Here is a 12,854-nt window from a genome sequence, read left to right as displayed (position 1 = left end):
CTTGGCGACGCGCCCGGCCTGCTCGGCGCGCGCGGGTTGATGGCCTGTGCCGCAGCCCTGGCGCCGGCGATCGCCCGACTGTGCCGCTGCAACGTCCTTGAGCACGGCGTGCAGACATGCTTGCCGGGATTGGCTTCGCTAGAGGTTGTGCCAGATCAGACTCGTGCCGCCGGCGATCAGGATCGCCCATACCGCCTGCACGATCCGATGTGCCGGCAGCTTGCGGCTCAGGTGGCTGCCCAGGTACAGACCGCCCATCACGACGGGCAGCAGGACGAGCGCAAGTTGCAGCACATGCGGTTGCTTGTACAGTCCCACCGATGTGAAAAGGACGAGTCGCGCGAGGCCGCTGAAGAAAATCAGGGCGCTGATCGTTGCACGCAGCGCGCGCACGTCGGGCAGGCGGCGCGCCAGGTAGGCAACGTAGATGGGGCCGCCCGTTCCGAACAGCGCCGTGAACAACCCGCCGAGCAAGGCCAATGGTGCTGCCCACGCCACCGAAATTGGCCGCTGCCGCACCCGGAACACCAGGCTCCACGCCGCGTAGGCCAGAATGAAGCAGCCCAGCGTGATGAGCAGCGGTCTTTGCGGCGCGCGCACAAGCAGCGTGACGCCGATCAGCATGCCGGCGACCATGAACGGAATGATGCGCAGCAGCTCGTCGCGCGCCACGGCGCTGTGGTTGCGCAGTCCCAGCACGATGCCGGCGCTGAGGTCGAAGATCAACATCATCGGCACCACCGATCGCAGCGGCAGAAAATGCGTCAGCAGCGGTACCGCAGTGATCGACGAGCCGAAGCCGGTCAGCCCGTAGATGGCGTAGGCCAGCGCGATGATCAGGGTCGCGCTGAGCAGCGTAACCCACGGAAACGGCAGGTCGATCACCATGCGCGTGCTGCCGTGGGCGGCAAGCCGCGCTTGGCCGGGCTCTCGTTGCGGTGCCGCCGGGGCATGGCCCTTCGCCTTGCGGGCATGGGCAGCGGTTGCTTCACCCGCGTGCCAGCGCCTGCAGCTGCTCGTACAGGGGCACGGCGACCTCGATGCCGTCCGCCCGTGCCTTCTCGGCCAGTTCGAAACGGCGCTGCCCCGGTAGCCTGACCTCGGGGTCCTGGCACATCGCTGCGACCAGGGTTTCCAGCCGTTCGTCGAACACGTCGTTGCCGGCGAGCGCGCCCGGGTCGATGACGATGAAGGCCTGGCCGATGCGCGGCCGGTTGCCGGCGTCGGTGAAAAACGAATCGGCCTCGAAGCCGAACGACGCGCCGGTCAGTGCGCAACACAGCAGCTCGACGATCAGCGCCAGCATCGCTCCCTTGACCCCGCCGGCCGGCAGCATCGAGCCCTCGAGTCCGGCCTTCGGGTCGGTGGTTGGCCGACCTTCGCGGTCCACGGCCCAGCCCAGCGGAATGCTGCGCCCATCCTTGGCCGCCACCATCAGTTTGCCGCGAGCGACCTCGGACAGTGACAGGTCGATGACCAGCGGCGCCGCCTTGCGGCGCGGAAACACGGCGGCGATCGGGTTGGTGCCGAACAGCGCACGCCGGCCGCCCCAGGCTGGCATCGCCGCTGGTGAGTTGCCGAAGGCCAGCCCGACCATGCCGGCGCTGCTGACCGGGCCCAGGTGTTCGGCGGCGACGCCGAAGTGGTGGCTGCGCGCGACCCCGGCGAAAGCCGCGCCGCAGACCCGCGCGCGGGCGATGGCTTCCCGCACCGCCAGCGCACAGGCGGGAAACGCCAGGCCGTCGTCGGCGTCGACAAGGCAGGCTGCGCTCTTGGCATGGATCACCTTCGGCACGGCGATGCCGTTGACGCGGCCGTTGCGCAGATGCGCGGTGTACTGCGCCACGCGCGATAGACCGTGCGACGGCAGCCCCTGGGACTCGGCCGCAACCAGCGCCTGGGCGGTGGACTGCGCCATGGCTGGCGAGGCCCCGGCCCGGCGCAATGCCGTGGCGACGAGATCGGTCAGGGCGGACAGCGCGATATGAGGCATGGGTGGGAGGTTTGAGATGACGGCCGCTCAAGTGGCGAGGGCCTGCAGGAAATCGCCGACCTTTTCGGCGATCATCGTGCTGACGCGGGCGTTGGATTCGCGCGTGACACCGGCCACGTGCGGCGTGAGAATCAGGTTGCGAAGGCCGGCCAGTGGCGAGCCTGCGGCCAGCGGCTCGTGCTCGAACACGTCGAGCGCGGCGCCGCCGAGCTGGCCGCTGCGCAGTGCCGCGGCCAGGGCCTGTTCGTCGATCACGCCGCCACGCGCGGTGTTCACCAGCACCGCCCCGGAGCGCATCAGCGCCAGTTTTCCGGCGTCGATCAGGTTGTGGGTCTGCGGGGTCAGCGGAACGTGCAGGCTGACGACGTCGGATTCGGCCAGCAGCGCGTCGAGTTCGCGCCGCGCTGCGCCGGTCTGCGCCCACATCGGGGAATGGAGCTCGACCATCGGGTCGTGGGCCAGCACACGCATGCCCAGCGCAACGGCCAGGCGCGCCGTGCAGCGCCCGATGTCGCCGAAGCCGACCAGACCAAGGGTCTTGCCGGCGATTTCGCGTCCTTCGGACAGGTGCGCGCGCGGCCAGGCGCCGGCGGCCACCTCGGCGCTGGACAGATAGGCGCCGCGCAGCAGCAGCATGGCCGTAGCAATCACGTATTCGGCCACCGCCTGCGCATTGGCGCCGGAGGCGGGAATGACCTGGATGTCGCGCGCGGCGCAGGCCGTCAGATCGATGTTGTCCAGACCGACGCCGAGCCGGCCGACCACGCGCAACTGCGGCGCCGCCGCCAGCAGTTCGGCATCGACCCGAGTGCGATTGCGTACGATCAAAGCGTCGGCCGAGTGCAACTGCGACAACAGCGCGGCGCGGTCGTCGACCAGCTGCGGCGCGTAGGCGACCCCGAAGCGGGTACGCAGCTTCGCAACGGCCTGCTGATCCATGAATTCGCTGACGACGATTCTCATCGGGCTTGTTTCTCGGTCAGGACAGGACCAACGGTCGCGCGCTGTTCACGCCTGCATGCCCCACTTGCGGACAGTGTGGCGCTCGATGGTGCGGAAAATGAGGTTTTCGACGATCAATCCGATGATGATGATGGTCAGCAGCCCGGCGAACACCTTAGAGATCTGCAAAACGTTACTGTTTTCGTAGATATACCAACCCAGGCCACCCGAGCCGGAGCTGACGCCGAACACCAGCTCGGAGGCGATCAACGTGCGCCAAGCAAAGGCCCAGCCCACTTTCAGCCCTGTGAGAATGCTGGGGAACGCCGCTGGAATCAGGATCTTGGCGATGTACGGAAAGCCCCTGAGCCCGTAATTGCGCCCGACCATGCGCAGCGTGTTGGACACCGACAGAAAACCTGACTGTGTGTTCAGCGCCACCGCCCAGACCACCGAGTGCACCAGCACGAAAATCAAACTGCCATTCCCTAGGCCGAACCAGATCAGCGCAATCGGCAGCAGTGCGATGGCCGGCAACGGGTTGAACATCGCCGTCAAGGTTTCGAGAAAATCAGCGCCCACACGCGTGGTCACTGCCAAGGCGGTCAGCGCCGCGGCGAAGGCTACGCCTAGCGTATAGCCGATGAGCAAGGTCTGGAGAGAGGTCCAGATCTTGACCAACAGTTCGCCGCTGGCGATGCCCTTGACGAAGGCGAGAATGGTCGACGAGAAAGTCGGAAACAGCAGGCTGTTGTTGATCAGATGCGCACCGATCTGCCATGCGATCGCCAGAAAAATCATAATGACGGTCTTGCGCACGGTGCTGCTGTTGTAGCAGGCCTCGAGACGTGACAGAGGTTTTTCGACGACACCGAAACTCGCCGAATCGGTGGGATCCCGATGGATCTCGGGACGCGGCGGTTGCAGACTGTCGCTATCAGGCATGCTGCACCTCCTGGTTCATGTTCTCGCCCACGAAGAGCAGGTCGTTGATCTTCGCTTCGAGGCAGCCTGCTTCCTCGCGGTCGGTGCTGTCGCGCGAGCGACCCTCGAGTTCGGCGCGGACTTGGCCCGGGTGTGGGGACAGCAGCAGGATGCGGTTGCCGAGTTTGATCGCCTCGGGAATCGAGTGGGTGACGAAAATGACGGTGAAATGGGTGTCGTCCCACAACTGCAGGAGTTCGTCCTGCATCTTGCGCCGTGTCAGAGCGTCCAGGGCGGCGTACGGCTCATCCATGAGCAGCACGTCGGGTTCCATCGCCATGCCGCGGGCGATGGCAACGCGCTGTTTCATGCCTCCGGACAGCATGTGGGGATAGTGGTTGGCGAACTTCATCAGGCCGACCTTCTCCAGGTAGAACATCGCCTTGTCTTCGGCTGCGCGCCCTTTCCATTTTCCAGATGACAGCAGCGGAAACATGACGTTCTGCTTGACAGTCTTCCAAGGCAGGAGTTGGTCAAACTCCTGGAAAACCATCATGCGGTCGTAGCCCGGTTTGGAGATCGCCACACCCTTCAGCATGATTTCCCCCTCCGAGGGCGTGAGAAACCCCCCGATGGCCTTGAGCAGGGTGGACTTGCCGCAGCCCGAAGGCCCGAGCACGATGTAGCGATCGGACTTGTGGACCTGGAAATCGACCCTGTAGGTCGCAGTTACAAGGTGGCTTTGAGTCTTGTATTGCAGCGTCACCCCCCGCACGTCCAGCAGCACCTGCGGGTTCGGACTCATCGATGGATTCATGGTCACTACACAAACTCCTCAGGCACAGGAAACGCTGCCGGAATCAGTCGAAGCAAAAGCAAGCCCTGCAGCGGCTCAGCTGCCGGGAAGGTTGTCCACATTCGGGAAGAACAGATCCTTCCACGATTGCGGAACAGCCTTGATAGTCCCGACTTTGTGCATGAATCGCACATATTTCATCACGTGCTGGGGCGTGGTCGTGTAGTCCATCTGCGGGTTCTGCAGCATGTTCAGGATGAACCCGACCTTGTCCTTGGTGTCGTGGGTCGATTTCAGATACTGCTCGGCAGCCCATTTCTTGTCATGGTTGATCTCACTGATCGCTTGCTCAAGAGCGGCATAGAACGCGGCGTAGATCTTTGGGTTTTCTTTGTAAAACTTGGACGTAGTCCACACCAGGTTGAACGACGCTGGCCCGCCGAGGACCGTGTACGAGTTCAGTATCGTGTGGACACCAGGCATCGTCAGTTCCTGGTACTGGAACGGAGGCGCGCCAAAGTGCGCAGTGATTGCCCCGCTGGCCAGCGCCGCCATCGCAGCAGGGTGACTCATCGATACTGTGAGCGCGTCGAGCTTGTGTTCCTGGCCAGGGCCAAAAATTTGCTCGGCTGCCATTTGCAGTGTCACGGCCTGGATCGAGACTTTGACTGCCGGCAACGCGATCTTGTCCTTGCTCGTGAAATCCTTGATGGACTTGACATTCGGATCGGAGGTGTTCAGGTACAACGGCATGGAATTGAGCGCGGCTACACCTTTAATCCTGTAGTTGTCGCGGGTACGAGCCCAGGCAATGACCATCGGCGCCACACCGCCGGAGGCGAACTGCAGGCTATCCGACAGAAGCGCTGTGTTCATCACGTTGCCTCCAGCGAACTGCACCCACTTGACCTTCAAGTCCTTGATGCCTCGAGCAGCAGCTTGCTTCTGGATTAGGTTCTGCTCCTGCATGACGATCAGCGGCAAATAGCTGATGCCGAATTCGCGTGCAACTGATATCTCGTTAACCTCGGCGCTCGCTGCAGTGGAAGTGGCCAGCAGGACTGCGGCCAGTAGTGTGGCTCCAATCAGATGCTTTTTCATGGTGTCTCCTCATGAATGTCAGGCGATGATGTTGGGCGATGTGGGCATCGCTCCCCGTTGCGCGCCTTCACAGTCTCCCGGTGCTGGCGCTGGTTAAACCCCAGCGCGACGAATGGTCCGCGCCGGGCACAACCTCCTAGTGATTGCCAGCGGCAATGATCGACGCGTTCATGCGCTTTCGTACAGACGGGTCAACACGAATTCGCGGTGGCCCAGCGCCTCGGCCGCGGTCAGGCGTCCGTTGGCCGTGCGCAGAAGGCACTCCAGCGCCTTGTCGCCAGCCTGGTCGAGATTGATCTCGCGCTGCAACAGCCCGGAGACATCGACGTCGATATGCTCGTTCATCAAGCGCACCGTGCGCGGGTTGGCGCATAGCTTGATCACCGGCAGGATCGGGTTGCCGATCACGTTGCCTTGGCCTGTCGGGAATAAATGCGCCACGTAGCCCGAAGCGGCGCACAGTGTGACCATCTCGGCCGCGGCTGACGATGAATCCATGAACCACAGCCCCGAATGGGTCGGCACCTCGGCTTTGTCGAGCACTCCGTCAACGCAGCATTGCTTGCCGATTTTCTGGATGTTGCCCAGCGCCTTTTCCTCGATCGTCGTTAGCCCGCCGGCAATATTTCCTTTGGTCGGCTGGCTATCCGACAGATCGCTCGTCTTATGCCGGTTGATCATGTCCTGGTAACGGTTGAACATGAACATGAAGCGCTCGCGCACCTGATCGTTGGCGCAACGCGCCGCCACGATGCTCTCGCCGCCAGTAATCTCGGAGGTTTCGCCGAACACCAGAGTGTTGCCCAACGCGTAGAGCTTGTCGAAGGCGTTGCCCACGGTCGGGTTGGCGCCACAGCCCGAGGTGGTGTCGCTTTCGCCGCATTTGGTCGACACCCACAGTTCGCTCAATGGGCAGTGCTCGCGCTGTTTCTCGCTGGCCCATTGCACATACTCGCGCGCGGCCTGGCTGGCGCGCTTGATGGTGTCGTGATCGCCGTGGCCTTCGATGCCGAAGCCAACCACCGGTTTGCCCGTGGTGGCAATACCGTCGACCACCTTCTTCGCCCAGCTGTCCTCAATGCCGATGACCACCACGGCCGCGACGTTGGGGTTGCATCCTGTGCCGATCAGCGTGCGGAAATGCAGGTCCAGGTCGGCGCCGAACTGCAAACGGCCGTATGGGTGGGGAATCGCCATCGTGCCCTTGATGTTGTGGGCCACGGCCTCGGCGGCGGCATTGGACAGGTCGTCCAGGGGAAGGATGATGACGTGGTTGCGTACACCTACCCGGCCGTTTTCACGGCGATAACCCAGGATCGTGGTGTCTTTGGAAATGGTTGGCATTGGGTTTCCTCTAGGGCTGGTCAGAAGTTCCGGGAACATCGAAGAGATTGGCACAATGTGTCAATCGAAGCGTTATCCCCTTTAGGCCGCGTCGGCGTGCAAGTCGACTCGGCACGGCGCGCGCGGCAGCTACTTACCAGCGCTTGGTCTTGATGTTCTGAACATGGGCGTGCTCGCCGGCATGGATCGGCGCGACAACTTTGCCGATATCGACGGCGTACTTCCATACGGTGTCGCCCGTGGCCATGTCCTTGAGCGCGATCTTGTGGCCGATCGGGATGTCTTGTGTCGCCTTGACGCTGGTCATGCGGTCTTCATCCATGATCCAGCCATTGAGCTCCATGCCTGCCTTGACGCCCTCAACGACGACGACGGCAACGGAATCCTTGGAATCGTGCAGTACGAAGTGAATCATTCTGTCTCCTTGGGATGTATGCGCCTCGGGCTCGTGCCCACACTACTTCATGCCAGCATACGCACGCATATCATCTAAGTCAACTAGATGACCTAGATGTATTCCCGGGTAAAATAGAACCAAATGTTTCGGGCCATGGCGTGCCCGGCCTTGCCACCCAGCACAAAACGAACGAGTCGCGATGACAGACGAAATCTCAACGGGAATGTCTCCGGGCACACACCTGTACAAAGAGGTGAAGCACAAGATCACCGAATCGCTGCGCACCGGGGAGTGGAAGCCTGGCGAGGTCATCCCCTCGGAAAAAAAGCTCGGCGAGCGCTTCTCCGTGAGCATCGGCACGGTGCGCAAGGCGGTCGACGAGCTCACCGCGGAAAACATGCTGATCCGCCACCAGGGGCGCGGAACCTTTGTCGCCTCGCATGGTCGAGGACGGTACTTTTTTTCGTTTTTCCATATCGTGCGCCAGGATGGGCATCGCGAATTCCCGACCGTCGAACTCGTTGAGTTCGACAGGCGTCAGGCCGACGCGAAAACGGCCGCCGCCCTGGGCATCGGTGTCGGCGACAAAGTCCTGTGCTTCACCAACAGGCTCAGCCTGCAGGGCGACCCAGTCATCCTGGATCAAATCATCGTGCCCGCCGCGCTGTTCAAGACCCTGACCGAGCGCACGCTGCGTGAGCGTCGCTCCACCATCTACCAGCTCTACCAGGAACAGGCCGGCATCAGTGTGATCCGGACCGCAGACCGCGTTCGCGCGACCAAGGCGGATTCCGGCAAGGCGCGGCTGTTGCGGGTGCCAACGGGACACCCGCTTCTGTTGGTGGTGCGCGTGGCCCATTCATTCAAGGACAGACCGGTCGAATTGCGCCACTCTTACGTCAACACCGATCGTTACGAATACGCCGTCGACCTGATCGGTGACCAGCTCTAGCCCATGGCGGCAACGGCCGCCGTAATCCGTCAATCCGGCAGCCGGTGTTCGCGCGTAAAGAGTGATGGCCACCTCACAGCCTCTGGCGGCGCCGGCCGGGTTACGCATGTTGCTGGCCGGGCCGCGTTGTCTGAGCGTTTCGGCCGGCTGCCGTTCATCGACCTGATGCAGCCTGCCGTCGGTTACGCCCGGGATGATTTCGCCGTGTCGGTGGTCGCGCAAAAGAGAGGGCCGCGTCGGTCGATGAACTCGCCGCACAGTCGGGCTTTGCCGCAGCCTTCATGCCCGATGGCCGTGCCCCCGAGATCGGCGAAACTTGGCGGTTTCCTGCAGCGGCGCGCGCACTGCAGCCATTGGCGTGAGCCGCGGGGAAGCCTTCTATCGCGGGGAGATCGCAGAGGCGCTGGCGCGACACTCTGCCGCCTATGGGGGCGCCATGAGTCGCGACGCTCTGGGGGATCTCATTACAGAACCGCGGCCACGCCTTTTCGTTGCAGCCCGGACCCAATGTGGTCGCACCGGGCAGGCGTCCGTTCCACACCATCATCCCCGGTTTTGTGACGAAGGGGGATCTGGCCGTGATGGCCTTCGGGGTCATGGGCGCCAGCATGCAGCCGCAAGGTCATGTACAGGCCTTCGCACGCATGCTGGCCTGGGGCCAGAACCACGCAGGCAGCATGTGACGCGCCGCGTTGGCGCATCGTCGCCGGGCTGAACGTCGAGGTCGAGACAGCGATGTCGTCCGTGCTGCCGCAGGGGCTTGCGGACCTGGGCCACCAGATGCAGGCGGCGGCGGACAGCTACCAGGATTTCGGCTCCGGCCTGTTCGTCTGGAGCCTTGGCGAACCCGCCGCGACGGCCAAGCGGTGGGATATTGCATCCAGAAAATAGGTGCTGAACCCGCAGAGGCCGATGCGTTAGAAATGTCACGGGCCTTTGTGATGGGGCACGCCGGTCGTCAGCGAAACGCTCAATTGGTAGACATCAGGACGCAGAAAATGCGTCGTCATCTCGATGGGCGCCCCGGACTTATCTCGCGAGATTCGGTCGAGGACGAGTAGGAAGCTGCTTTGCGACAGGCCTAAGAGCCGGCTGATACTTGCTGATGGCTGTTGGCAGCTCACCAGATTGTCTGCCTTTGTCACCTGCAAACCAAGCTTGGACTGAAGCACTTCGTAGATCGGCGTCGACTCGAAGTCCGCGCGGCTGAGGTGGCGACCAATCTCGCATGGCACTCTGACTCGCGTCAACGCATGCGGAATGCCCCGTGATCGGTACAGCCTCAGAAAGGTGAACACCGGCCTTTCCCAAGCATCGAGTTCAGGTGGCAAGTCCGGTGATTCTTCCCAAAAGAAATCGATGACTTCAGTATGCAGGTCGGCGCCGACTTGACGAAACGTCTCGAAAAAGGGGGCTAGGCGATCTAGCGAGTGAACAATTTTTGGAACCGGCTGCGAGACAAAGGTGCCCTTGCCCCGCCTTCTGAAAAGGACCCCTTCATCCACCAAGCGCTGCACCGCCTTGCGTACCGTGGAACGGCTCACCGAATAGCGCTGCATGAGGGCGTCATCGGTCTGCAACTGCATGCCTAGCTGGTTATGCGATGCGATGTAGTCGCGAAGACGATCGGCGATCTGCTCGTAGAGCGCATGAGCGCTATCGCGTTGGAGCGCGCCTACGTCGATTCCCTGCGCTGTCGTTGATGTCTTCGCTCGGCGTGCGGCGGCGGTTGAGTGCGGCATAAATGCGAGATCTCCCTAGAAGACGTTGGTGCGACCATCAATTGACACACCATAAAAAGTATGTCAATGTATGCATACAAGTACAGCTAATTCAAATTGGATGGGTACGGCGTTGCCAACAAGTCAAAGTATTGTCTCGTACCGCGGCCTCTTGCGGTCTCATCCTGGTCAGGCAATCGAGCAGCAGGTTCGCCGCGGTGGGGAACATGCCCGCGTGTGCAGCCTTGTCTCCTGCAGAGACGCCAACCACGACCAAGCCGGACAGTCCGCGAGCACGGAACTGGCTTTCCCCATCGCGCGCGCGATGGGGTGCGTAAGCACGGATTCGAGAGGCCTGCGATGCGGCGCGCTCGTGCGTGTGTTTGGGCTTTGGCGCAAGGTCAACTCTCATGGGCTAAAGAGCGCACCTGACGCTATCGCCAATACCGCCTCGGCCCATCAGACAAGCGTTTTGCCCGACATCGTCACAAATCCCAGTGCCACACAAACCAGGGCGCTTATCCGATATGGGAGGCGTGGCGAGGCCACACCGCGGGTGCGTGTCCGCGCGCCGATGCCCACTGACCTGGCGGCGGAGGCGCACGAATGGCGCAGGCAACGTTTTTGCCCGGGTCGTCGGCGCAGGTCGCATGTGGCGCCAGTCTTTGCGCGCGCTCAGAGTGCCAAACAAGGCCTCATGTATTACAGCGTATTCCTGAACAGCGTGTGGCATATACCTCGAAGCCGACCACCCCCCAAGCAGCGCGTGGACGAAATCTCGAGGCTCGCTTGCATCGAGCGGCGCAGTCCGCGTGAGGCGGCAACAAGTAATCACAACAATTTTTGATGAAGCATGGAGAACACTATGAGACTTACCCCTGAAGAACAGGGCATGCTAGATGGCAAGAACGGCGAGGCAGTACGAGAGGCCCTTGAATACCAGTTGGAGATCGGGAAATTCTGGGGTGCCGAACGGTTCGTCAAGATTACAAATGCCCACATGATGGGCGATATCGAAGTGATGGGAGATGCGGGTCTCGGTTTCATGAAGCGTGCGTGCGAACACCACACACGATGCAGTGTCCCAATCACCACCAATGCCCGGTGCATGGACTTTCCTTACGTCGACAAGCTCGGCCAACATCCTGCCGAGGCGGTGAAGGAAAAGCAGATCATCCAGTACCTGCGCCAAATGAATGTATGCACCAGCGATACGTGCATCAACTATCAAACCGTCTATCAACCTCACATCGGGGAGCATGTGGCGTGGGGTGACACCGGCACGGTCATTTATGCCAATTCCGTATTTGGCGCGCGTACCAATTTCGAAGGAGGGCCATCAGCGCTCGCTGCCGCAGTCACTGGCCGCACGCCTGAATACGGCTTTCATTTGGAACATCATCGCAAAGGAACGATCAGCGTGCGTTTAGAGGCGCAGCTCGATGACCTTGCCGACTGGGGGGCGATTGGAAAAATTGTCGGCGAGAAACATCCCAATTATTACGCAGTCCCTGTTTTCCATGGCATGCGACGCGCGCCCGTTGCCGACGAGCTGAAACATCTCGGCTGTGCCTTGGCCAGCTACGGATCAATGGCAATGTTCCACATGGTCGGCGTAACCCCAGAGGCCCCAACGTTGGAAGCAGCGTTCGGAGCGAATGCGCCAGCCGAAGAAATGGTCATCACGGACAGCGATTTGGCGCGCGTCTACGCAAGCTACAGCTTGGGCGATCGAAGCGCCAATCTGGTTGTCTTCTCGGGGCCACAACTGTCGTTGTTTGAGATGAAGGACATCTCCCAGAGATTTGCCGGGCGCCATGTCCATCCTGGGACACAAGTCTTCGTCACGACCGCCGCATCCGTCAAAGCGTCAGCTCGTGAGCTGGGCTACCTCAAAGATCTGGAAGACGCGGGAGTGACTGTGCTCGAAGGTGTGTGCTTCTACATCCTCGAAAACCTCTCAGAAATGCGCATCAAAAACCAATGGACCAACATGATTTCGAATTCATCAAAGATCGTCAACATCATCGGAGCACATCGCTTCAACACCATTCTGCGCGAGACACAGGCCTGCGTGGATATCGCGTGTACGGGAAAACTGGTCTGAGGACGCCACGATGAAAGGCCAACATGACTCAATTACCGTCAAGCGTGCCTTCGGCCCAGTGGTTGAAGGCGAAGCGGTTATTTCCGAAGAGGGTTTTTCACCCCGGTACGACCTCGATCGATGGACCGGCATAATCACAAAACTAGGCCATAAACTCGAAGGAACGAATATCAAGGACAAAATCTGTTTTTTCCCGACGGCAAAAGGTGGAATTGCCGCTGGCTGGGCTTTTTACGATATCAAAAACAAAGGCATCGCGCCACGCGCCTTCATCTTTGGGGTCACAAATCCTGTCATGGTGCAAGGCGCAATATTCGCCAACATCACAATCACTGAAGGATGGTCGCAACATCCGGCTCAGATTATCCATACGGGAGATTGGGTGCGTGTCGATCCTGTGCGCAAGATCATCGAAGTTCTGCGCCGCGCCACATAACTACGGCACGCTTAAATATAGGGGATAAATAACCCAATAACCAGCTCTTAACTGTAGCTCGCGACACACTATCTGATATGGGTGTTATGAGCAATGCGCAAAGGCAGGCGCCCGAGAATTGAAAACGGCCTGCCAACCAAA

At 61.1% G+C, this 12,854-nt stretch carries 14 protein-coding genes; 5 read left to right on the top strand and 9 right to left on the bottom strand.

From position 1 onward, the window contains the following. Window positions 1-138 precede the first annotated feature (138 nt). The 8 genes from ACYCUK_RS04215 to ACYCUK_RS04180 form a co-directional block, all read right to left on the bottom strand. Window positions 139-888, bottom strand: a complete 750-nt coding sequence (locus tag ACYCUK_RS04215; RefSeq protein ID WP_461593582.1) for a sulfite exporter TauE/SafE family protein — start codon at window positions 886-888, stop codon at window positions 139-141. 100 nt (window positions 889-988) lie between these two features. After that, complete coding sequence (locus ACYCUK_RS04210) at window positions 989-1,993, bottom strand: Ldh family oxidoreductase (RefSeq protein ID WP_461593581.1); 1,005 nt, start codon at window positions 1,991-1,993, stop codon at window positions 989-991. Window positions 1,994-2,020: 27 nt separating this feature from the next. Continuing rightward, window positions 2,021-2,956 carry a hydroxyacid dehydrogenase gene (locus ACYCUK_RS04205; RefSeq protein ID WP_461593580.1) on the bottom strand — a complete coding sequence of 312 codons (936 nt, stop codon included), beginning with the start codon at window positions 2,954-2,956 and terminating at the stop codon, window positions 2,021-2,023. 45 nt (window positions 2,957-3,001) lie between these two features. After that, window positions 3,002-3,880, bottom strand: coding sequence for an ABC transporter permease (locus ACYCUK_RS04200; RefSeq protein WP_461593579.1), 879 nt, complete (start codon window positions 3,878-3,880; stop codon window positions 3,002-3,004). Further along, a complete protein-coding gene (locus ACYCUK_RS04195) occupies window positions 3,873-4,664 on the bottom strand; it encodes an ABC transporter ATP-binding protein (protein WP_461593613.1) in 792 nt (263 codons plus the stop codon). The genes ACYCUK_RS04200 and ACYCUK_RS04195 overlap by 8 nt, the downstream gene beginning before the upstream one ends. An 87-nt stretch (window positions 4,665-4,751) precedes the next feature. Next, entirely contained in the window at window positions 4,752-5,756 is a 1,005-nt protein-coding gene (locus ACYCUK_RS04190; protein ID WP_461593578.1) for an ABC transporter substrate-binding protein, read from the bottom strand. 168 nt (window positions 5,757-5,924) lie between these two features. After that, entirely contained in the window at window positions 5,925-7,100 is a 1,176-nt protein-coding gene (locus tag ACYCUK_RS04185; protein ID WP_461593577.1) for a UxaA family hydrolase, read from the bottom strand. Between the two features lie 133 nt (window positions 7,101-7,233). Then, window positions 7,234-7,515, bottom strand: a complete 282-nt coding sequence (locus tag ACYCUK_RS04180) for a flagellar biosynthesis protein FlgA (RefSeq protein WP_461593576.1) — start codon at window positions 7,513-7,515, stop codon at window positions 7,234-7,236. Between the two features lie 181 nt (window positions 7,516-7,696). Between ACYCUK_RS04180 and ACYCUK_RS04175 the strand changes: the two genes are divergently transcribed. From ACYCUK_RS04175 to ACYCUK_RS04165, 3 genes are all read left to right on the top strand, one after another. Next, window positions 7,697-8,449, top strand: coding sequence for a GntR family transcriptional regulator (locus tag ACYCUK_RS04175; protein WP_461593575.1), 753 nt, complete (start codon window positions 7,697-7,699; stop codon window positions 8,447-8,449). Window positions 8,450-8,940: 491 nt separating this feature from the next. Then, a complete protein-coding gene (locus ACYCUK_RS04170; protein ID WP_461593574.1) occupies window positions 8,941-9,132 on the top strand; it encodes a gamma-glutamyltransferase in 192 nt (63 codons plus the stop codon). A gap of 52 nt (window positions 9,133-9,184) precedes the next feature. Next, complete coding sequence (locus ACYCUK_RS04165) at window positions 9,185-9,340, top strand: hypothetical protein (RefSeq protein ID WP_461593573.1); 156 nt, start codon at window positions 9,185-9,187, stop codon at window positions 9,338-9,340. Window positions 9,341-9,375: 35 nt separating this feature from the next. Here the strand turns inward: ACYCUK_RS04165 and ACYCUK_RS04160 are convergent, their stop codons facing one another. Next, window positions 9,376-10,191 (bottom strand): GntR family transcriptional regulator, encoded by an 816-nt coding sequence (locus tag ACYCUK_RS04160; RefSeq protein ID WP_461593572.1) that lies wholly within the window; start codon window positions 10,189-10,191, stop codon window positions 9,376-9,378. Window positions 10,192-11,035: 844 nt separating this feature from the next. On the opposite strand from ACYCUK_RS04160, the gene ACYCUK_RS04155 reads away from it, so the two are divergent. Both ACYCUK_RS04155 and ACYCUK_RS04150 read left to right on the top strand, forming a co-directional pair. Further along, window positions 11,036-12,277 carry an aconitase X gene (locus tag ACYCUK_RS04155; protein ID WP_461593571.1) on the top strand — a complete coding sequence of 414 codons (1,242 nt, stop codon included), beginning with the start codon at window positions 11,036-11,038 and terminating at the stop codon, window positions 12,275-12,277. A 10-nt stretch (window positions 12,278-12,287) separates the two neighbouring features. Further along, a complete protein-coding gene (locus ACYCUK_RS04150; protein ID WP_461593570.1) occupies window positions 12,288-12,713 on the top strand; it encodes an aconitase X swivel domain-containing protein in 426 nt (141 codons plus the stop codon). The last annotated feature ends 141 nt before the right edge of the window (window positions 12,714-12,854 follow it).

The sequence above is a fragment of the Thiomonas sp. genome, from assembly GCF_054608695.1.
The sequence above is the reverse complement of the archived record's forward strand: the minus strand, read 5'-3'. Positions and strand labels throughout refer to the sequence as shown.